Below are 19,440 nucleotides of genomic sequence, written 5' to 3'. Positions count from 1 at the left end.
GCAATGCGCCGCGAATGCCGCCCGCTCACTCCCAGCTGACGTTCGCCGCGAACAGGTAGCCTGCGCCGTAGACGGTCTTGATGATCGCCGGCTCGTGCGGGTCGGGCTCGATCTTTCGGCGCAGGCGCGAGATGCGGACGTCGATGCTGCGGTCGGTGGGCAGCAGGTCGCGCGCCCCCATCAGTTGTTCGCGCGTGAGGATCTGGTGCGGACGCTCGACGAAGCAGCGCAGCACCTGGGTCTCGGCCGTCCCCAGCAGGTGCTCGCTGCCGTCGGGCGCGCGCAGCACGTTGGCCGCGCAATCGATGCGCCAGCCCAGGAACGAGGCGTAGCGCCGCTGGCCGGTGGCCTGGCCCGGCGCCAGGCTGCGGCGCCGCAGGATGCTGCGCACCCGTGCCACCAACTCGCGCGCCTCGAAGGGCTTGGTGACGTAGTCGTCGCCGCCGAGTTCCAGCCCCATCACCCGGTCGGCCGGATGGCCGCGGCCGGTGAGGATCAGCACGCCCGCGTTCGATGCCGCGTTGATGCGCCGCATCAGGTCGATGCCGTCCATGTCCGGCAGGCCGAGGTCGACGATGCAGAGGTCGGGTTTCTCGACCTGCAGCCGCCGCAGCACGCTGGCGCCRGTCGAGAAGCCCTCGCAATTGAAGCCGAACTCGGTGAGCGTGGAGATCACCAGCCGGGCGACGGCCGGGTCGTCCTCGATCACGAAGATCAGCGAAGGCAGGTTGGCCTCGTCGGCCGCCGCGCGGTGGTGGGTGCCAAGGCCGGCGCCACGGTATTCGCTCATCCTGTGCCCTCCTCGATCGCCCGCGCCAGCTGTGCCGTGCTGAAGGGCTTGGTCAACATAGGAAAGTCGGCCTGCATCGACAAATCTCCCGGCGCATAGCCGCTCATCAGCACCACGGCGCGGGCCCGGCCGCCCTCGCGCGCGGCCCGGGCCACGCTAAGGCCATCGACGCCGCCCGCCATCACGACGTCGGACAGCAGCAGCGCGATGTCGGGTGTGTGTTGGAGCAGGTTCAGGGCGGCGGCACCGTCGTCGGCCTCCAGCACCGAGTAGCCCAGCTCGAGCAGGCTGCGCCGGATCACGCGCCGCACCTGCGCGTCGTCGTCCACCAGCAGCGCCAGCCCCATGGACACGGCCGGCATCCCGGCGGCCTCGCTGCCGGCGTCGTCCGCGCCATCGCCCGGCACAGGATCGGCGGCCGGCAGCCACACCGAGACCGTGGTTCCGCAGCCGGGCGCGCTGCGTACGTCGATGGCGCCGCCCGACTGCTTGATGAAGCCGTAGACCACCGCCATGCCGAGCCCGGTGCCGCGGCCCGGCCGCTTGGTGGTGAAGAAAGGCTCGAACAGGTGGGCCAGCGTCTCGACATCCATGCCGGCGCCGTTGTCCTCGACCTCGATGCACACGCAGTCGCCCGCGGACAGCTGCAGCGGCGTGGCCACCGCGGCGTCTATGCGGGCGCGGCGAGCCCGCAGCGTGATGTGGCCTTCGGGACCGGTGGCGTCGCGGGCATTGAGCACCAGGTTCAGCATCGCCTGCTCAAGCAGCGTGGCGTCGATCCAGGTCCAAAGAGCCGCCTCGCCGACGTCGATGTCGAGCCGCAGGGTCTCGGGCAACGAGCGCCGCACCAGCCGAGCCACGGTGTCGAGCAGCGCGCCGACGTGGACCGCCGCCGCCTGCAGCGGCTGGCGCCGCGCGAAGCTCAGCAGGCCGCGCACCAGGCTGGCACCGCGCCGCGCCGCTTCGAGCGCAGGCTGCACGTACTCGCCCAGCGCCGGGTCGGCGGGGCGGGCCTCCTCCAGCGCCGCGAGGTTGCCGATCACCACCGTCAGGATGTTGTTGAAGTCGTGCGCCAGCCCGCCGGTCAGGTGACCCAGCGACTCCAGCTTCTGGGCCCGCGCCAGCAGCGCCTGCGAGCGGCGCTCCTCCGTGATGTCGAAGGTCAGCTCGAAGCAGCCGACGACGGCACCCTCGGCGCTGCGTTGCGGAACCAGCGAGGTGCGCACCCACAGGCGGCGCCCGTTGCAGGTCTGGAGCTCGTACTCGAGACTCTGCGCCTCGCCGGCGAGCGCCCGCAGCACCTGCGGCTTGATCAGCGCGTAGACCGCATCGCCCAGGAAGACCCGGGCGCTGACCGATTCGGGCCGCGTGGTGTCGACGCGAAACCAGTCGTGGTAGCCGCGATTGAGGTAACGGTAGACGCGCCGGTGGTCGAAGTAGGCCACCAGCGCCGGAATCGAGTCCATGATCAGCCGCACCCGCTCTTCGCTGCGCTGAAGTTCGGCGGTCCGCGACGCCACCCGGCTCTCGAGTTCGGCGTTGTGGCGGCGGATGATCTCCTCCGAGCGGCGCTGCTCGGTGATGTCCGAGTAGAGCGTGACGAAACCATGGCCCGGCACCGGCTCGCCATGGATGCGCAGCACCCGCCCGTCGGGCCGCACCCGTTCGATCTCGTGCGGCGCGAAATGGCGCGCCGCCGCCACCCGCTCGGCCACCAGTTGGTCCGGGTCGCCCGGGCCGTATTCGCCTCGCCGGGCGTTGAAGCCGATGAAGCTCTCGAACGGCGCCCCCATGTAGACCATGTCGTCCGTGAAGCCGAGCAGGCGGACGTAGGCGCGGTTCCACGCCACCAGGCGCAGGTCGCCGTCGAAGATCGACAGCCCCTGGTCGAGCAGGTCGAGCCCGGTCTGCAGCGTCAGGTAGCGCTCCAGGGGGGCGGGCGCAGGCGCGGGCGTGCGGATCACCGCGGACTCCCGCCCCGGCTGCAAACATTCGTCATGTTTGGGTGTGTCTCCTGCAATGTTCATCGGACATCCTATGGCTCTGAATTGTTGAACACCTCGCTGGAGACGAACATGACACGCGTCAACCCGTACGCCATGGGACTGGACAAGAACCAGGCCAATTTCGTGGCGCTTTCGCCACTTTCGTTCCTGGCACGCGCCGCCTATGTGCATCCACTGCGCACCGCGCTGATCTACGGCAGACTGCGGCGCAACTGGGCCCAGACCTACGAGCGCTGCCGCCGGCTGGCCGGCGCGCTGGCTGCGCGCGGCATCGGGCCGGGCGACACGGTGGCGGCGATGCTGCCCAATACGCCCGCCATGTTCGAGGCCCATTTCGGCGTGCCGATGTGCGGTGCGGTGCTCAACACCCTCAACACCCGGCTTGACGCCCAGGGCATCGCCTTCATGCTGCAGCACGGCGAAGCCCGGGTGCTGCTGACTGATCGCGAGTTCGCGCCGGTGATCGAGCAGGCGCTCGCGACCCTGGGCACTCGTCGTCCGCTGGTGATCGAGGTCGAGGACGACGAGGCACCGGCCGGCCGGCGGCTGGGCGAGATCGGCTACGAGGCCTTCCTGGCCGCCGCCAGCCCCGACTTCGACTGGCGGTTGCCCGCCGACGAGTGGGACGCGATCGCCCTCAACTACACCTCCGGGACCACCGGAAACCCCAAAGGGGTCGTCACGCACCACCGCGGCGCCTACCTCAATGCCGCTAGCAACGCGCTGGCGTGGCACCTGCCCGAGCACCCGGTCTATCTCTGGACGCTGCCGATGTTCCACTGCAACGGCTGGTGCTTTCCGTGGACCATGGCGCTGGTCGCGGGCACCAGCGTGTGCCTGCGGCGGGTCGACCCGGCGCGGATCTTCCCGTTGATCCGCGAGCACCGGATCACGCACATGTGCGGCGCGCCGATCGTCTACAGCCTGCTGATCAGCGCACCGGCCGAATGGCGCACCGGCATCGACCACGTGGTGCAGGGCCTGGTGGCGGGCGCGGCGCCGCCGGCCGCGGTGATCGAGGGCTGCGAGGCGGCTGGCATCGACATCACCCACGTGTACGGCCTCACCGAGGTCTACGGACCTTCGGCGGTGTGCGCCAGGCAGACCGATTGGCAGGACCTGCCGGCCGCCGAGCGTGCCCGCCTGAACGGCCGCCAGGGCGTGCCGTACCCGCTGCAGGAGGCCGTGACGGTGCTCGACCCGCAGACCCTCGAGCCGGTGCCGGCCGACGGCGAAACCGTCGGCGAGATCTTCTTCCGCGGCAATGCCGTCATGAAGGGCTACCTGAAGAACCCGAGCGCCACCGAAGACGCCTTCGCCGGCGGCTGGTTCCACACCRGCGACCTCGGCGTGCTGCATCCCGACGGCTACGTGAAGATCACCGACCGCAGCAAGGACGTGATCATCTCCGGCGGCGAGAACATCTCATCGATCGAAGTCGAGGACGCGCTGCACCATCATCCCGCGGTGCTCAGCGCCGCCGTGGTCGCGCTGCCCGATGCCAAGTGGGGCGAGGTGCCCTGCGCCTTCGTCGAACTGAAGCCCGGTGCCGCGGCCACCGAGGCCGAACTTGCCGATTTCTGCAAGCCGCTGCTGGCGAAGTACAAGCTGCCGCGGCGCATCGTGTTCGGGGAGCTGCCCAAGACCTCGACCGGGAAGATCCAGAAGTTCGTGCTGCGCGAGCGCGCGCATTCGGCCAGCGCGATCGAGTGACCGCGACCCAGACATCCCAACCATCCACGCACCAGGAGCCCACCATGGAACCGACCCCTTCCCCCGCCGTACCTACTTCGCTGTATGAGCCCTCCGAGGCCACCGTGCGGCGCGCCCGGATCTCGGGCCGCGCCGCCTACGACCGGCTGGTCGCCGAGGCCGAGGCCGATCCCGAGGCCTACTGGGGACGCCTGGCACGCGAGCTCGTGGCCTGGAAGAAGCCCTTCACCCAGGTGCTGGACGCGCGCCGCGCGCCCTTCTTCGAATGGTTCGCAGACGGCACCCTCAACGCCTCCTACAACTGCCTGGACCGCCACGTCGAGAACGGCCTCGGCGAGCGGACCGCCATCGTCTTCGAGGCCGACGACGGCGCGGTGACGCGGATCAGCTACCAGGACCTGCTGGCCCGGGTCTGCCGCACCGCCAACGTGCTGAAGTCGCTGGGCGTGCGCCGCGGCGACCGGGTCGTGATCTACATGGCGATGTCGATCGACGGCGTGGTGGCGATGCAGGCCTGCGCCCGCATCGGCGCCRTCCATTCGGTGGTCTTCGGCGGCTTCTCGGCGCCCTCGCTGCGCGACCGCATCGCCGACACCGGCGCGGTGGTGGTGCTCACGGCCGACCAGCAGGTCCGCGGCGGCAAGCAGCTGCCGCTGAAAGCGATCGTCGACGAGGCGCTCGGCCTGGGCGGCTGCGACAGCGTGCGCCATGTGCTGGTGACGCGCCGCACCGGCGGCGCGGTGCCCTTCCAGGCGCCGCGCGACCAGTGGATGGCCGACCTCGCGGCGGCCCAGCCGCCGGTCTGCGAACCCGAATGGGTCGACGCCGAGCACCCGCTGTTCCTGCTCTACACCTCAGGCTCCACCGGCAAGCCCAAGGGGGTTCAGCATGCCACCGGCGGCTACCTGCTGCACGCCGCCCTGACCTGCCAGTGGACCTTCGACCTCGGCCCCGACGACATCTTCTGGTGCACCGCCGACATCGGCTGGGTGACCGGCCACACCTATATCGCCTACGGCCCGCTGGCGATCGGCGCGACCCAGGTGGTGTTCGAGGGCGTGCCCACCTACCCGGACGCCGGCCGGTTCTGGAAGATGATCCAGGACCACCGGGTCAGCGTCTTCTACACCGCGCCTACGGCGATCCGCTCGCTGATCAAGATGGCCGAGGGCAACGACGCGGTGCATCCGCGCAACTACGACCTGAGCAGCCTGCGCATCCTCGGGACGGTCGGTGAGCCGATCAACCCAGCGGCCTGGGAGTGGTACCACCGCCACGTGGGCGGCGGCCGCTGCCCGGTGCTCGACACCTTCTGGCAGACCGAGACTGGCGGCCACATGATCACGCCGCTGCCGGGCGTGACGCCGCTGGTGCCGGGTTCCTGCACCCTGCCGTTCCCGGGCATCGACGCCGCCGTGGTGGACGAGGCCGGCAACGAACTGCCCTGGGGCAAGGGCGGCATCCTGGTCGTCAAGAAGCCCTGGCCCTCGATRATCCGCACCATCTGGAACGACCCGGAGCGCTTCAAGGCCAGCTACTACCCGGAGGAGTTCCAGGGCCGCTACTACCTGGCCGGCGACGGCGCCACGCGCGACAGCAAGACCGGCTTTTTCACCATCACCGGCCGCATCGACGACGTGCTCAACGTCAGCGGCCACCGCATGGGCACGATGGAGATCGAATCGGCCCTGGTGGCGATGACCGACCTGGTGGCCGAGGCCGCAGTGGTGGGCCGGCCCGACGACACGACCGGCGAGGCGGTCTGCGCCTTCGTGGTGCTCAAGCGCCCGCTGCCCAGCGGCGACGAGGCGCGGCGCATCGCCGACCAGCTTCGCACCTGGGTCGGCAAGGAGATCGGCCCGATCGCCAAGCCGCGCGACATCCGCTTTGGCGACAACCTGCCGAAGACCCGCAGCGGCAAGATCATGCGCCGGCTGCTGCGCACGCTCGCCAAGGGCGAGGTGGTGACCCAGGACGTCAGCACGCTGGAAAACCCGGCGGTGCTGGAGCAGCTGGGCCAGCCGTACTGATTCCGGGCCGGGGCCGGCTCAGCCCTGCGGCAGGTACATCGTGCCCTCGACCTCGACCAGCACCTCGTCCCCGGGCAGGAAGCGCGACACCTCGACCACGGTGCTGACCGGCGGCTGGGCCGGGTAGAAGAGGCCACGCACACGGTTGTAGGGCGCGTAGTCGGGCAGGCGGCGGAAGTACTGCACCAGCTTCATGACGTCGTCCATGGTGCCGCCGTGCTCGGCCGCGATCTGTCGGATGCGCTCGAGCACGAACCAGCTCTGCGCCACGATCGCCGCCTCGAAGACGTCGACCGACATCTGGCCGGTGGCGTAGCCCAGCGTGCGCAGGGCCGCGCGCGCTTCGTCGGGGATGTCGTCGTAGCCCGCCACCGCGCGGCGGGTTGCCGGATCGACCGCGACCACCCCGCTCATGAAGACGAAATCGCCGACGCGCCTGGCGGCGGCGTAGTTGGCCATTGGCTTGCCCATGTTCATTGCGAGTTCTCCAACGTGCGGCCGGCGCGGATGACGGTGCGACGTCGTCCGCGCAGGTCCAGCAGTTCATATTCGTCGGTGGCGGCCAGCAGCACCAGATCAGCCGGGCAGCCCGGCGCGATGCGTCCGTCCCAAGCCAGTCCCAGCGCCCGGGCCGGGCTCACGGTGATGGCGTCGAGCCAGTCGGCGGCCGGCGCCAGGTGCGCCATCTGCACGCCGAGGCCGAAGGTCTCGAGCAGATCGTAGCCGCCGTAGGGATAGAAGGCGTCCTGGACGTTGTCGGTGGCGAGGCTCGGGCGCAGCCCGTGCGCCGCGGCTTCGCGCAGCCGCGTGATGCCGCGCTGCACCGGCGTGCGGTCCCAGGCGCCCTGCAGGTAGAGGTTGGTGCTCGGCAGCGCGATCAGGTGAATGCCGGCCTGGGCGCAGAGCGCCAGCGTGTCGTTGGCGGCGGCATCGTCCTGCACCGACAGCGAGCAGGCATGGCCGCAGCCAACGCGGCCCCGCAGGCCGCGCGCGATCGTGAACTGGGCGATCGTGCGCAGCCCGGTGGCGTCGGCGTCGAGCCCTTCGTCGACATGGAAGTCCAGCGCCAGGCCGTGTTCCTGCGCAAGGTCGAAGACCCGGCCGAGCTTGTGCACGATGCCGTCGTTGCGGTAGACGAAGGCGCCGAGCACCCCGCCCGCGCGCCGCACCGCCCGCGCGATGCGTTCGCCGGCATCGCCCTCGGCGAACAGGTCGAGCGGCGTCAGCGCCACGAACTGCAGTTCGACGCGGCCGTGCCATTCGTCGCGCAGGGCCTCGAACACCGCCAGCGAGGCCGGCGCCTCGGCGCCGCCCCAGTCGAGATGGGTGCGCAACGCGCGCGTGCCGGCCAGCCAGGCTTCGTTCAGCGCCCGCTGCATGCGCGGGCGCAGCGACTCCGCCGTCCAGCCCGCGCGATGCGCCGCCATGCGCTCGATCGCCGCGAACAGGTTGCCCTCGGCCGCGCCGGCCTCGCGCACGGTGTAGTTCTTGTCGATGTGGGCATGGGCGTCGACCATCGCGCTGAGCAGGGTGCCGCGCGCCGGCTGTGGACTTGAGGCGATGGTCTCGACCCGGCCGCCGGCCAGCGTCAGGTCGAAGACTTCGGCCTGGCCCGCCGCGAAGCCCCGCAGGCGCGGCGGGATGCGGACCGCCTCCAGCTTCATGCGCGCGAAGTGCGTGGCAGGGCGCGCAGCCAGCCGAGCCCGGCCGAGGTGCCGTTGGCGACCGCGCCGCGCCGTGGCCGGTATTCGCAGCCGACCCAACCCTGCCAGCCGCACTGCGCCGACACCTCGTCGATGACGTCGAACAGATAGGGATGGTTGAGCTCGCCGAGGTCGGGCTCGTTGCGCTCCGGCACGCCGGCGATCTGGAAGTGGCCGACCCGGCCGGTCGGCAGGTACTTGCGGATCTTCATGGCCACGTCGCCCTCGACGATCTGGCAATGGTAGAGGTCCATCTGCACCTGCACGTTGAGCGCACCGACGGCCTCGACGATCTCGTGCGCATGGTCCTGCCGGTTCAGGAAGAAGCGCGGGATGTCGCGCGTGTTGATCGGCTCGAGCAGCAGGTCGCGGCCGGCCTTGGCCGCCTCAACCGCGGCCCAGCGCAGGTTCTCAAGATAGGTCGGCTGCACGGTCTCGCGCTCGACGCCTTCGGGCACCAGGCCGGCCATGACGTGGATGCGCGGGCAGTCGAGCGCCACCGCGTAGTCGATCGCCTTCCGGATGCCCTCGCGAAACTCCGCCTCGCGCCCGGGCAGGCAGGCCAGGCCGCGCTCGCCGCGCTCCCAGTCGCCGGGCGGGCCGTTGAACAGCACCTGCTTCAGGCCATTGGCCGCCAGGCGTGACGCGAGCTCGCGCTGCGCGTACGCATAGGGGAACAGGTACTCGACGGCGCCGAAGCCGTCCTTGGCTGCGGCCTCGAAGCGGTCGAGGAAATCGAGCTCCGGATAGAGCATGGAAAGGTTGGCGGCGAAGCGGGGCATGGTTCGATGATAGGGAGGGTCAGGAGGGATCGGTGCGACCGGGCAGCGCGATGCCCGGGAAGATCTTGATCACCGCGCTGTCGTCCTCCTTCGCGAAGCCGGCCGTCGATGCCTGCATGAACATCTGGTGCGCGGTCGAGGCCAATGGCAGCGGAAACTTGCTGGCGCGCGCGGTGTCCAGCACCAGCCCGAGGTCCTTGACGAAGATGTCGACCGCCGACAGCGGCGTGTAGTCGCCAGCCAGCACGTGGGCCATGCGGTTCTCGAACATCCAGCTGTTGCCGGCGCTGTGAGTGATGACCTCGTACAGCGCTTCGGGCGCCACGCCCTCGCGCAGGCCCAGCGCCATCGCCTCGGCGGCCGCCGCGATGTGCACGCCGGCCAGCAGCTGGTTAATGATCTTGACCTTGCTGCCGGCGCCGGCGCGGTCGCCGAGCCGGTAGACCTTGCCGGCCATGGCGTCGAGCACCGCATCGGCGCGCGCGTAGGCCTCGGGCCGGGCCGAGCTCATCATGGTCATCTGGCCGCTCGCGGCCTTGGCCGCGCCGCCCGAGATCGGCGCGTCGATGTAGTGGATGCCCAGTGCGCCCAGCCGCTCCTCGAGCGCGATCGACCAGTTGGGGTCGACCGTCGAGCACATCACGAACACGCTGCCGGGCTTCATCGAGGCGGCGGCGCCGCCTTCGCCAAACAGCACGGCCTCGGTCTGCGCGGCATTAACCACCACCGAGATCACGACCTCGCAGCGGTGCGCGACCTGCGCCGGCGTGGCCCAGGCGACGCCGCCCGCTTCGGCGAAGCGCACCGCCGCGCCGGGCCGTGCGTCGCAGACATGCATCTCGTAGCCGCGCTCGCGCAGCGTGGCTGCAATGCCCGCGCCCATGGCGCCCAGGCCGATCAGTCCTGCTTTGTTCATGAGGTGTCCTGGAAGGGGTTCGCGCTTCGCGCGCGCCCATCATAGGGCCCTCAGCGCGATCCGAGCGCGTGACGTGCAGCACGCACGATGCTCTGCGCATCGACGCCAAAGAACTGCCGCAGGGCGGCGCGGGTGTCGCTGCGGCCGAAGCCGTCGGTGCCGAGCGTGAGGAAGCGCCGGCCCTCGGGCAGGAAGGCGCGGACGCTCTCGGGCACGCTGCGCACGTAGTCGGTCGCGGCGATCACCGGGCCGCTGCCGCCGCCCAGCTGGCGTGCCAGAAAGGGCGTGCCGGGCTCGGCCTCGCCTGCCAGTGCCCGGGCCTCGCAGGCACGGCCATCGCGGGCCAGTTCGCTCCAGCTGGTGACGCTGAAGACCGCGGCGGCAATCCCCTGCTCGGCCAGCTGCTGCGCCGCCTTGACGACCTCGGTCAGGATCGCCCCCGAGCCGAGCAGCGTGACCTGCGCCTTCGCACCGGCCGGCTGCGCGCCGGGCCAGCCGTCGAAGCGATAGCAGCCGCGCAGCACGTCGGCCTCGACTCCCGCGGGCAGGTCGGGCTGCGCGTAGTTCTCGTTCATCAGCGTGACGTAGTAGAAGACATCCTTCTGCTCGACCATCATCTCGCGGATGCCGGCGTCGACGATCACCGCCATCTCGCCCGCGAAGGCCGGGTCGTAGGCCTTGCAGTTCGGGATGGTAGCGGCAATCAGGTGGCTCGATCCATCCTGGTGCTGCAGCCCTTCGCCGCCGAGCGTGGTGCGCCCCGAGGTGGCGCCGAGCAGGAAGCCGCGCGCTCGCTGGTCGGCGGCGGCCCAGATCTGGTCGCCGACGCGCTGGAAGCCGAACATCGAGTAATAGATATAGAAAGGCAGCATCGCCAGGCCGTGCACGCTGTAGCTGGTGGCGGCGGCCGTCCAGCTGGCGATGGCGCCGGCCTCGCTGATGCCCTCCTCGAGGATCTGGCCGTCGGTCGCCTCGCGGTACGAGAGCACCGAGCCGATGTCCTCGGGCGCATAGCGCTGGCCCACGCTCGAATAGATGCCGACCTGCTTGAACAGGTTGGCCATGCCGAAGGTGCGCGCCTCGTCGGCCACGATCGGCACCACGCGCGGGCCCAGCGCCTTGTCCTTCATGAGGTTGCCGAGCATGCGCACGAAAGCCATCGTGGTGCTCATCTCCTTGCCGGCGGCGGCGACCGCGAACTGCGCATAGGCCGAGATGTCGGGCTTGGCCACGAACTCGCAGTCGGTCACGCGGCGCGGCATGCTGCCGCCGAGCGCGGCGCGCCTGGCCTGCAGGTAGCGCATCTCGGCGCTGTCCTCGGCCGGCTTGTAGAAGGCCGCGGTGATGGCCTGCGCGTCCGTCAAAGGCAGCCTGAAGCGGTCGCGGAAGGCGATCAGGTCGGTGTCGTCGAACTTCTTCTGCGAGTGCGTGGTCATCTTGCCCTGCCCCGCGCTGCCCATGCCGTAGCCCTTCTTGGTGTGGGCCAGGATCACGGTCGGCCGGCCGCGGTGCGCCGCCGCCGCAGCATAGGCGGCGTGGATCTTCACGAGGTCGTGGCCGCCGCGCTTGAGCTGGTCGATCTGCTCGTCGGTCATGCCCTCGGCGAGCCGGGCGAGCTGCTCGTTCTGGCCGAAGAAGGTGTCGCGGTTGTAGCGGCCGTCCTTGGCTGCGAAGGTCTGCATCTGGCCGTCGACCGTGTTCGAGAAGGCGCGCACCAGCGCACCGGTGAGGTCACGCGCGAACAGGCCGTCCCAGTCGCTGCCCCAGACCAGCTTGATGACGTTCCAGCCGGCGCCCGCGAACAGCTTCTCGAGCTCGTCGATGATGCGGCCGTTGCCTCGCACCGGGCCGTCCAGGCGCTGCAGGTTGCAGTTGACCACCCACACCAGGTTGTCGAGCTTCTCTCGCGCGGCGAGCGTCAGCGCGCTCATCGATTCGGGCTCGTCCATCTCGCCGTCGCCGAAGACGCCCCAGACCTTTCGGCCTTCGCAGTCGAGCAGCTTGCGGTGCGTGAGGTAGCGCATAAAGCGCGCGTGGTAGATCGAGCTGATCGGGCCGATGCCCATGGAACCGGTCGGGAACTGCCAGAAGTCCGCCATCAGGTACGGGTGCGGGTAGCTGCTGAGCCCACGGGCCCCCTGGCCTTCGGTGAAGGCCGGCGCCGTGAGCTCCTGGCGGTAGTGCGTGAGGTCCTCTTCGCCGAGCCGGCCTTCTAGGAAGGCGCGCGCATACACGCCCGGCGCACTGTGCGGCTGGAAGAACACCAGGTCGCCGCGGTGCGTGCCGGTGCGCGCATGGAAGAAATGGTTGAAGCCGGTCTCGAACAGGTCGGCCGCGCTGGCGTAGCTGGCGATGTGGCCGCCGAGTTCGCCGTAGGCCTGGTTGGCGCGCACCACCATCGCCAGCGCGTTCCAGCGCATCAGCGAGGCCAGCCGCTCCTCCATCGCGAGGTCGCCGGGGAAGGCCGGCTGGGCCTCGACCGCGATGGTGTTGACATAGGGCGTCGACAGGTCCGGCTCCCAGCCGATGCGCTGCGCCCGCGCCAGCCGGGCGAGTTCGTCGAGCATCCAGCGGGCGCGCTCCGGCCCGTGCGCCTCGGCCAGGGCGACGAAGGAGGCACGCCATTCGGCGGTTTCGACGGGGTCGGGATCGTGCAGGGGCATGTCGATCAGGGCGCGCAGATCGTCGGAAGGGATCGGAGCATTCATAGACCGCAATTTAGGCCGCCCCAGGTGAAATGGGCTGCTGTTTCGATGTCCTCGCGGCGAGATTCACGGCATAGAATTTCGCATTTTTGCCATTCAACGGCATTTCATGCAACTCGACGCGATCGACCTGCGCATCCTCGACGAACTCCAGCGCGACGGCGCCTTGTCCAATGTCGAGCTGGCGCGCCGCATCCACCTGTCGCCCTCGCCCTGCCTGGCGCGCGTCAAATCGCTCGAGGCGGGCGGCGTCATCCGGCGCTACGTGGCACTGGTCAACGCCGGCGCGCTGGGCCTCGGCCTCAATGTCTTCATCTCGATCAGCCTGAAAACCCAAAGCAAGCAGTCGCTGGCCGATTTCGAGCAACGCATCGCGGAGCATGACGAGGTGATGGAGTGCTACCTCATGACCGGCGACAGCGACTACCTGATTCGCGTCGCCGTGGCCGATATTGCCGCGCTGGAGAAGTTCATCCTCGAGCAGCTGACGCCGATCGCCGGCATCGAGAAGATCCGCTCGAGCTTCGCGCTCAAGCAGGTGCGCTACAAGACCGCCTTGCCGCTACCGGGCCTGCGCGAGCCCGGCAGCGCCCAGGTCGGCCCTGCGGCTCATCGATAATCCTCCCTCGTGCAGGCCGGTGTGCCAGCAAGGACAGCGGCTCTGTGGACATCTCCTTCGATCTCATGTTCGGTTCGTTGACGCTGCTCGTCGCCGGCGCAGCCCTGGCCATCGCGCCGCGCGAGCGCCGGCTCGAATTCCTGCTGCACATCACGATCGTCTCGGCGCTGACGATCTTCGTCGTGAAAATGGGCTGATTGCAGCCCTCGCAACTGCCCGACGAGCAGCTACCTGGGCCAGAGAGCCCACAAGCGCAGGGGCTGGTTCACGCGTGCCGCGACGCGACCCGCCTCCGCACCGGTGCCGGCGAAGTAGTCGGCCCGCACCGCGCCGACGATGGCGCTGCCGGTGTCCTGAGCGACCACCAGCTTGGCCATCGGCACGGCCGGCCCGGGCGAGGCGAGCCAGACGGGCGTGCCGTACGGGATGCTGTCGCGGTCGACCGCGATCGACCGGCCGGCCGTCAGCGGCACGCCCTGCGCACCCACCGGCCCCGAAGCGGCATCCACTTCGCTCAGCGGCTCCTCGCGGAAGAACACGTAGCGCGGATTGCTCCACAGCAGCTGCGACAGGCGCTGGGGGTTCTGCGCCACCCACTGCTTGGTGTCGTCCGGCCACAGGCTGACCTTGGTCGCGCCCTGGCTCAGCAGCCATTGCTGCACGCTGCGGTAGGGCTGCTCGTTGGTGGCCGCGAAGGCCACGCGCACCATGCGCTGCGAGCCGTCGGCCTCGGTGATGCGCAGCCGCCCCGAACCCTGGATGTGCAGCATCAGCACGTCGATCGGATCGGCCAGCCAGGCGATCTCGCGGCCGCCCAGCGCCGTCTGGGCCTGCGGCAGCGTGTCGATCTCCTGGCGCGTGTACCAGGGCCGCTTGGCGACCAGTCCGGCGGGCACCTGGTAGAGCGGCACCGTGTTCGTCGCGGTCGGGCGGCGCGAAGCGTCGAAGACCGGCTCGTAGTAACTCGTGAGCTTGCCGTCGCTGGGACCCACCAGCGGCTCGATGCGGAACGGCTGCAGCCGCTGCATCATCCATTCGCGCTGCTGGTCCGGCTCGGCCAGCGCAAGCTGGCGGACATCGCGGCACAAGGGCGCCATGGCGGCGTTCGGCCGCGCGCAGTTGGAGACCATCGCCACCCAGCCTTCGTGCAGCGCATCCTCGGTGAAGCCGGGCAGTTCGGACCACGGCACCGGCGTCCAGCGGCTCTTGGGATGGGCGAGCGATGCGGTCAGGGGTCCGAGATCACGGGGTGCGGTCGGGGTCCCGCTCGGCGTTGCCGCCGGAATGTCGGGCTGTCGCGTGCTGAAACTGCAACCGGCAAGCGTTGCTACGATCGCAAGTCCCACCAGCCACCGGAGTCCATTGTTCATGGGTCTGATTTTGCTTGAAGCCCTCGCGGCCGGATTGCTGCTGGTGCTGATCGTCTGGTGGACCATGTTCTCCGGTCGCAAGGGCGGCGAACTGGACGACCCGGAAGACAGCGACGCGCCGTCCCGGCGCGATTGACCGTTCGTAGTCCGAGGCCGCTTCGGGATGTCGGCCAGCGCACTACAGGCTATCAAAACGATAGCGTCAGCGCAAGATGTAGCAAGCGTTTCCGGCGCCTGACTCTTGGACTGCGAGTCATGGCCAGACGGCCGGGGGCCTTTTTCGGCGGCTCTCACTCGGGATAATGGTCCTTCATCGCTTTGCACCTCGAATAAGGATCGACATGAAAAGATTCGTACTTGCCACCTGCGCCGCGGCGCTCGTCCTGTCGGGCTGCGCCGGCACCGGCACCGGCACCGGCATGACCGACACCCAACGCAACACCGGTGTCGGCGCCGGCGTCGGTGCGCTGGCGGGAGCGGCGATCGGCTCGGCGACCGGCGGCAACCGGAGCGCCATCGGCACCGGTGCTGCGGTCGGCGCCCTGGCCGGCGCGGCCGGCGGCTACCTGTGGTCGCAGCACATGGAGAACCAGAAGCGCCAGATGGAAGCCGCGACCCAGGGCACCGGCGTGGCCGTGACCCGGACCGCCAACAACGAACTCAAGCTGGCGATCCCGAGCGACATCTCCTTCGATGTCGGCCGCGCGGCGATTAAGCCCAACTTCTCGCCGGTGCTCGACCAGTTCGCCAGCGGCCTGCRCAACAACCCGAACGCCGACGTGCGCATCATCGGCCACACCGACGGCACCGGCACCGATGCCATCAACAACCCGCTGTCGATCGCGCGTGCCGCCAGCACGCGCGACTACTTGGTGGCGCGCGGCGTGCCGGCCGCCTCGATCCGCATCGAGGGCCGCGGCTCGCGCGAGCCGATCGCCGACAACAACAGCGATGCCGGCCGGGCACAGAACCGCCGCGTCGAGATCTACGTGGGCGAGCGGCCCCAGGGCTGAGAAAGCTCAGACACCGCGCAGCAGGTTGGCCAGTTCGACGGCCGACTTCACTTCCATCTTCTCGAACACGCGCGCGCGGTGGACCTCCACCGTGCGCACGCTGATCGCCAGCTGATCGGCGATCAGCTTGTTCGGCAGCCCCTCGATCACGCAGCGCATCACGTCGCGCTCGCGCTCGGTCAGCTCGTCGATGCGGCGTTTGAGCAGCTGGCGCGTGCGCCGGGCCTCGATGGCGCGCAGCGACGCGCCGAGCGCATGCTCGATGCGGTCGACCAGGGCGTTGTCCGAGAAGGGCTTCTCGCAGAAATCGAAGGCGCCGCGCTTGACCGCATCGACCGCGGTCGGCACATCGGCATGGCCGGTGAGGAAGATCACCGGCAGCGTGTCGAGCAGGCCGCGTTCGGCCAGCCGGTCAAACAGCACCAGCCCGCTGGTGCCGGGCATGCGGACGTCGAGCAGCAGGCAATGCGGATGGTCCGTCAGCGGCTGCTCGGCCAGGCGGGCCTCGAAGGCCTCTGCGCTGGCGAAATGCTCGCTCACCAGGCGGCGCGATCGCAGCAGCCAGGCCAGTGCCTCGCGCACGCTGGCGTCGTCGTCGACGATGAAGATCAGGGAATCGATCAAGGGTTGCATGGATGGGTGAATTGTCAGGAAGCAGTCGCCAGCGTGAAACGGAAAATGGTGCCGCGCGGCCGATGCGGCTCGTGCATCAGCACGCCGCCGTGCTGCTCGACCACCGTGCGGCACAGGCTCAGGCCGAGGCCCATGCCGTCGGGCCGGGTCGTGAAGAAGGGCGTGAAGAGACGCGACGCCACCTCGTCGCTGATGCCGCAGCCGACATCAGCGACCGAGAACTCGAGCCAGCGGCGCGCATCCGGTCCCGGGCTGCCGCTGGCGCGCACCACCCGCAGCCGCAGCACACGCTCGCTCAGCTCGGGCATGTCCATCGCCTGCATGCCGTTGCGCGCGAGATTCAGCAGCACCTGCTCGACCAGCGTGCGGTCGCAGACCACGGCCGGCAGGTGGTCGTCGAACGCGAGTTCGACCCGCACGCCGAGCTTGCGCGCCTGCAGCCGCACCAATGGCAGCACCGCCTCGACCAGCGCCTGGGGCGTCACCGACTCGCGGGTCCGGTCGCGCCGGCGCACGAAGTCGTGCACGCTGCGGATCACCTGGCCGGCGCGATCGGCCTGCTCGGCGATGCGCCGCACCGCCATCGCGACCTCCTGGTGTTCGCCGGCGCGCGGCGAACCGTCGGCGCTGAGCAGGTTGAGGGAGCCGCTGGCATAGCTGGCGATCGCCGCCAGCGGCTGCGTCAATTCATGGCTCAACAGCGAGGCCATCTCGCCGACGGTGGCCAGCCGGGCGCTGGCCTGCAGCCGCTCCTGGCTGGCGCGCGACAGCTCCTCGATGCGGCGCTGCTCGCTGATGTCGATGAAGGCGCTCATCCAGCCGGTCTGGGAACCGTGCGCGTTGATCAGCGGCGCCTCGAAGATCAGTACCGGGAAACGGCTGCCATCCTTGCGCATGAAGACCGACTCGAATCCTTCGCGCGGCGGCGTCGCGCCCGCCAGGCGCACCGCCTGCCGGCGATGGTATTCGTGCGCCAGCTCGGTCGGCCAGTAGGGGGCCTCGACGTCGCTGTGCATCAGCTCCTCGGCGCTGAATCCCACCATCTCGCAGAAGGCCGGATTGACGTACGTGATCCGGCCCTTCAGGTCGCGTGCGCGCAGGCCCGTGATCACCGAGTCCTCCATCGCCTTGCGGAAGGCCAGCGCATCGGCGAGATCGCGCTCAGCCCGCAGGCGTCGCCGCGTATCGCGCGCCAGAAGCACCAGCACCGACACCAGCGCGATCGAGATGCCCGTGACCAGCGCGGTCAGCATGTTGGGGAACAGGTCGGGCACGGCGCGCCAGCCATCGATGCGCAGCATCAGCGTGACGCCCGGCAGGTCAATCAGCTGCTGCGAGGTGAAGACCCGCGTGCCGATGCGCCGCGGCGCGCCGATCGCCACCAGCCGGGTGCCGTCGGCCTCGGTGAAGGCGACTTCCTGGCCCCGGCTCAGCATCGGCGCCAGCAGCTCGGTCAGCGTGTCGCGCAGCGAGTAGGCGGCCACCAGGTAGCCGCCGCCCTCGATCGGCACGCACAGTTCGAGCACCTCGAGGCCGCTGCCCTGCACCGCGGCCACATAGTGGCTCGGCGAATAGGCCGGCGAGCCCAGCTTGCGCGCGGTCGAGCAGGCCAGTTCGACGTCGATCTGGTCGGGGCCCCGTTCGTTGTCGCCGAAGACCCGCCGGCGGTAGGGCGAATCGACCGCGCCGAGCAATCGCAGCGCCGGGTCGCGCCACTCGAGGCGCAGCCATTCGCGATGGTCCCGCAACAGGCTCGCGGCTCGGTTCTCCCACTGCTCGCGGTCTATGCCGCCGGCCTTCGAGGCACGCAAGGTCTGCACGTTGCGCTGCAGGCCGTCGCGCAGGTCCGATACCGCATCGGCGGCGTCGCGGTCGAGCACGATCTGGGTCTGCTCGACCTCGTGCCGCCCGGCCAGCCAGACCACCGTGACCAGCAGCGCCAGCACCAGCATGGCCAGAAGCACCCAGAGGAACCAGCGACGCCAGACCGAGCGCAGGAAGCGCAGACGCGCGAAGGCCGGGCGCAGGACGCGGGCAACGGGAAGCGGAGGCGCGGACACCGGCTTCAGATCACGCTGTGCGACAGCGCAGGCAGTTGCGCGCGCGCGGCCGCGAGCCGGGCGACATCGATGTCGAACAGGACCACGGCCTCGCCCTCGGCATGCTGGGCCGCCACCGAGCCCCAGGGGTCGACCACCATCGACTGGCCCCAGGTCTGGCGCCCGTTCTCGTGGGTGCCGCCTTGCGCCGGCGCGACCACCCAGGCCAGGTTCTCGATCGCCCGCGCCCGCAGCAGCACCTCCCAATGGGCGGCGCCGGTGGTGCGCGTGAAGGCGCTGGGCACCAGCAGCAGTTCGGCGCCCTGGCGCGACAGCGCCCGGTAGAGCTCCGGAAAGCGCAGGTCGTAGCAGACGCTCATGCCGATGCGCCAGGCATGGCCGTCGCGCGAGGGCAGGTCGAAGCACACGGGTTGGGTGCCGGGCGCGATCACGCGGCGCTCGTCGTAGCGTTCGCGGCCGTTGTCGAAGTAGAACAAGTGGATCTTGTCGTAGCGCGCGACGCAGGCGCCTTCCGGCCCGTAGACCAGCGAGCTGTTGAAGACGTGCTGGTCGTCGTCGGTCTCGATCGGCAGCGTGCCGCCGACGATCCAGAGGCCGAACTCGCGCGCCGCATCCGCCAGGAAGCTCTGCACCGTGCCGGCGCCGGCGGTCTCGCGCAGTGCCAGTTTGTCGGTGTCGCGCCGGCCCATCATGCAGAAGTATTCGGGCAGCACCGCGAGTTCGGCACCTTCGGCCGCGGCCTCGGCCAGCAGGTCGTGGGCGCGTGCCAGGTTGGCCTCGCGGGCGATGGCCGACACCATCTGGATGGCTGCGACTTTCATGGCGGCGTCTCCTTCTTGCTTGTTCTAACGAGGGACCGACGAGGGGACCGGCGCGCCCAGGGCTTCGGCGGGCGAGCGCCGCGGCACGCGGGTGATCTTGGGGTCGGTCCAGGTGCCGTCGATCTGGAACTCCTGGGTGGCGGCGGCGATCAGCGGCCGGCTCAGCACCATCTGTGCCAAGAATGTTCCGAGCCCGATCGCCGGATTGATCGCGGTCGCCACCAGCGCCGCCGTGCCGGCGCTGATCTCGGGCACCACCACCACGCGGATGCTCTGGGT

Annotated in this window: 18 protein-coding genes; 6 read left to right on the top strand and 12 right to left on the bottom strand. The window is 69.8% G+C overall.

The features are described from left to right. Positions 1-25 precede the first annotated feature (25 nt). Together AC1DY5_RS03950 and AC1DY5_RS03945 are read right to left on the bottom strand one after the other, a co-directional pair. Complete coding sequence (locus AC1DY5_RS03950; RefSeq protein WP_478108754.1) at positions 26-790, bottom strand: response regulator transcription factor; 765 nt, start codon at positions 788-790, stop codon at positions 26-28. Next, positions 787-2,754, bottom strand: a complete 1,968-nt coding sequence (locus tag AC1DY5_RS03945; protein WP_478108752.1) for a hybrid sensor histidine kinase/response regulator — start codon at positions 2,752-2,754, stop codon at positions 787-789. The genes AC1DY5_RS03950 and AC1DY5_RS03945 overlap by 4 nt, the downstream gene beginning before the upstream one ends. Before the next feature lie 111 nt (positions 2,755-2,865). On the opposite strand from AC1DY5_RS03945, the gene AC1DY5_RS03940 reads away from it, so the two are divergent. Next, a complete protein-coding gene (locus tag AC1DY5_RS03940; RefSeq protein WP_478108750.1) occupies positions 2,866-4,509 on the top strand; it encodes an acyl-CoA synthetase in 1,644 nt (547 codons plus the stop codon). 44 nt (positions 4,510-4,553) lie between these two features. Then, complete coding sequence (gene acs / locus AC1DY5_RS03935; RefSeq protein WP_478108748.1) at positions 4,554-6,539, top strand: acetate--CoA ligase; 1,986 nt, start codon at positions 4,554-4,556, stop codon at positions 6,537-6,539. 18 nt (positions 6,540-6,557) lie between these two features. On the opposite strand, the gene AC1DY5_RS03930 is transcribed toward acs, so the two are convergent. The 5 genes from AC1DY5_RS03930 to mdeB are packed head-to-tail and all read right to left on the bottom strand — an operon-like array spanning position 6,558 to position 12,648. Then, a complete protein-coding gene (locus AC1DY5_RS03930) occupies positions 6,558-7,016 on the bottom strand; it encodes a RidA family protein (protein ID WP_478108746.1) in 459 nt (152 codons plus the stop codon). Continuing rightward, positions 7,013-8,203: an amidohydrolase family protein gene (locus tag AC1DY5_RS03925; RefSeq protein ID WP_478108744.1), complete on the bottom strand. Its 1,191-nt coding sequence runs from the start codon at positions 8,201-8,203 to the stop codon at positions 7,013-7,015. The genes AC1DY5_RS03930 and AC1DY5_RS03925 overlap by 4 nt, the downstream gene beginning before the upstream one ends. Beyond that, entirely contained in the window at positions 8,200-9,024 is an 825-nt protein-coding gene (gene otnI, locus AC1DY5_RS03920; protein ID WP_478108741.1) for a 2-oxo-tetronate isomerase, read from the bottom strand. The genes AC1DY5_RS03925 and otnI overlap by 4 nt, the downstream gene beginning before the upstream one ends. Positions 9,025-9,043: 19 nt before the next feature. Beyond that, complete coding sequence (gene ltnD, locus AC1DY5_RS03915) at positions 9,044-9,940, bottom strand: L-threonate dehydrogenase (RefSeq protein ID WP_478108739.1); 897 nt, start codon at positions 9,938-9,940, stop codon at positions 9,044-9,046. A gap of 50 nt (positions 9,941-9,990) precedes the next feature. Continuing rightward, the gene (mdeB, locus tag AC1DY5_RS03910) at positions 9,991-12,648 is read right to left on the bottom strand and encodes an alpha-ketoglutarate dehydrogenase (protein ID WP_478108737.1); all 2,658 of its coding nucleotides are present in this window, start codon (positions 12,646-12,648) and stop codon (positions 9,991-9,993) included. Between the two features lie 106 nt (positions 12,649-12,754). On the opposite strand from mdeB, the gene AC1DY5_RS03905 reads away from it, so the two are divergent. Next, positions 12,755-13,264 (top strand): Lrp/AsnC family transcriptional regulator, encoded by a 510-nt coding sequence (locus AC1DY5_RS03905; RefSeq protein WP_478108735.1) that lies wholly within the window; start codon positions 12,755-12,757, stop codon positions 13,262-13,264. Positions 13,265-13,308: 44 nt separating this feature from the next. Then, positions 13,309-13,461 (top strand): hypothetical protein, encoded by a 153-nt coding sequence (locus AC1DY5_RS03900; protein WP_478108733.1) that lies wholly within the window; start codon positions 13,309-13,311, stop codon positions 13,459-13,461. 30 nt (positions 13,462-13,491) lie between these two features. Here AC1DY5_RS03900 and mltA read toward each other — a convergent pair whose 3' ends face one another. After that, the gene (gene mltA / locus AC1DY5_RS03895; RefSeq protein WP_478108731.1) at positions 13,492-14,634 is read right to left on the bottom strand and encodes a murein transglycosylase A; all 1,143 of its coding nucleotides are present in this window, start codon (positions 14,632-14,634) and stop codon (positions 13,492-13,494) included. Here mltA and AC1DY5_RS03890 point away from each other — a divergent pair. Beyond that, the gene (locus tag AC1DY5_RS03890; RefSeq protein ID WP_478108729.1) at positions 14,633-14,770 is read left to right on the top strand and encodes a hypothetical protein; all 138 of its coding nucleotides are present in this window, start codon (positions 14,633-14,635) and stop codon (positions 14,768-14,770) included. The two genes, mltA and AC1DY5_RS03890, sit on opposite strands and share 2 nt — an antisense overlap. Before the next feature lie 205 nt (positions 14,771-14,975). Continuing rightward, the gene (locus AC1DY5_RS03885) at positions 14,976-15,647 is read left to right on the top strand and encodes a YiaD family glycine zipper/OmpA-like lipoprotein (protein WP_478108727.1); all 672 of its coding nucleotides are present in this window, start codon (positions 14,976-14,978) and stop codon (positions 15,645-15,647) included. A 6-nt stretch (positions 15,648-15,653) separates the two neighbouring features. Here the strand turns inward: AC1DY5_RS03885 and AC1DY5_RS03880 are convergent, their stop codons facing one another. From AC1DY5_RS03880 to AC1DY5_RS03865, 4 genes are all read right to left on the bottom strand, one after another. After that, entirely contained in the window at positions 15,654-16,280 is a 627-nt protein-coding gene (locus AC1DY5_RS03880; RefSeq protein WP_478108726.1) for a response regulator transcription factor, read from the bottom strand. A 14-nt stretch (positions 16,281-16,294) separates the two neighbouring features. Further along, the gene (locus AC1DY5_RS03875) at positions 16,295-18,232 is read right to left on the bottom strand and encodes a two-component system sensor histidine kinase NtrB (protein WP_478108786.1); all 1,938 of its coding nucleotides are present in this window, start codon (positions 18,230-18,232) and stop codon (positions 16,295-16,297) included. A gap of 113 nt (positions 18,233-18,345) precedes the next feature. Continuing rightward, positions 18,346-19,161 carry a carbon-nitrogen hydrolase family protein gene (locus tag AC1DY5_RS03870; protein WP_478108724.1) on the bottom strand — a complete coding sequence of 272 codons (816 nt, stop codon included), beginning with the start codon at positions 19,159-19,161 and terminating at the stop codon, positions 18,346-18,348. A gap of 24 nt (positions 19,162-19,185) precedes the next feature. Beyond that, on the bottom strand, positions 19,186-19,440 hold a 255-nt coding region (locus tag AC1DY5_RS03865; protein ID WP_478108722.1), incomplete at its 5' end, for a hypothetical protein.

It is taken from the genome of Variovorax sp. P4_D9 (genome assembly GCF_056401695.1).
Note: the sequence above shows the minus strand (reverse complement) of the source record. Positions and strands in the feature narration are given on the sequence as shown.

Excerpts from the sequence above, each read along its gene's own strand:
- AC1DY5_RS03930 (WP_478108746.1), bottom strand. The coding sequence starts at position 7,016 with ATGAACATGGGCAAGCCAATGGCCAACTACGCCGCCGCCAGGCGCGTC.
- AC1DY5_RS03925 (WP_478108744.1), bottom strand. The coding sequence starts at position 8,203 with ATGAAGCTGGAGGCGGTCCGCATCCCGCCGCGCCTGCGGGGCTTCGCG.
- otnI (WP_478108741.1), bottom strand. The coding sequence starts at position 9,024 with ATGCCCCGCTTCGCCGCCAACCTTTCCATGCTCTATCCGGAGCTCGAT.
- ltnD (WP_478108739.1), bottom strand. The coding sequence starts at position 9,940 with ATGAACAAAGCAGGACTGATCGGCCTGGGCGCCATGGGCGCGGGCATT.
- mdeB (WP_478108737.1), bottom strand. The coding sequence starts at position 12,648 with ATGAATGCTCCGATCCCTTCCGACGATCTGCGCGCCCTGATCGACATG.
- AC1DY5_RS03905 (WP_478108735.1), top strand. The coding sequence starts at position 12,755 with ATGCAACTCGACGCGATCGACCTGCGCATCCTCGACGAACTCCAGCGC.
- AC1DY5_RS03890 (WP_478108729.1), top strand. The coding sequence starts at position 14,633 with ATGGGTCTGATTTTGCTTGAAGCCCTCGCGGCCGGATTGCTGCTGGTG.
- mltA (WP_478108731.1), bottom strand. The coding sequence starts at position 14,634 with ATGAACAATGGACTCCGGTGGCTGGTGGGACTTGCGATCGTAGCAACG.
- AC1DY5_RS03880 (WP_478108726.1), bottom strand. The coding sequence starts at position 16,280 with ATGCAACCCTTGATCGATTCCCTGATCTTCATCGTCGACGACGACGCC.
- AC1DY5_RS03875 (WP_478108786.1), bottom strand. The coding sequence starts at position 18,232 with ATGCTGGTGCTGGCGCTGCTGGTCACGGTGGTCTGGCTGGCCGGGCGG.
- AC1DY5_RS03870 (WP_478108724.1), bottom strand. The coding sequence starts at position 19,161 with ATGAAAGTCGCAGCCATCCAGATGGTGTCGGCCATCGCCCGCGAGGCC.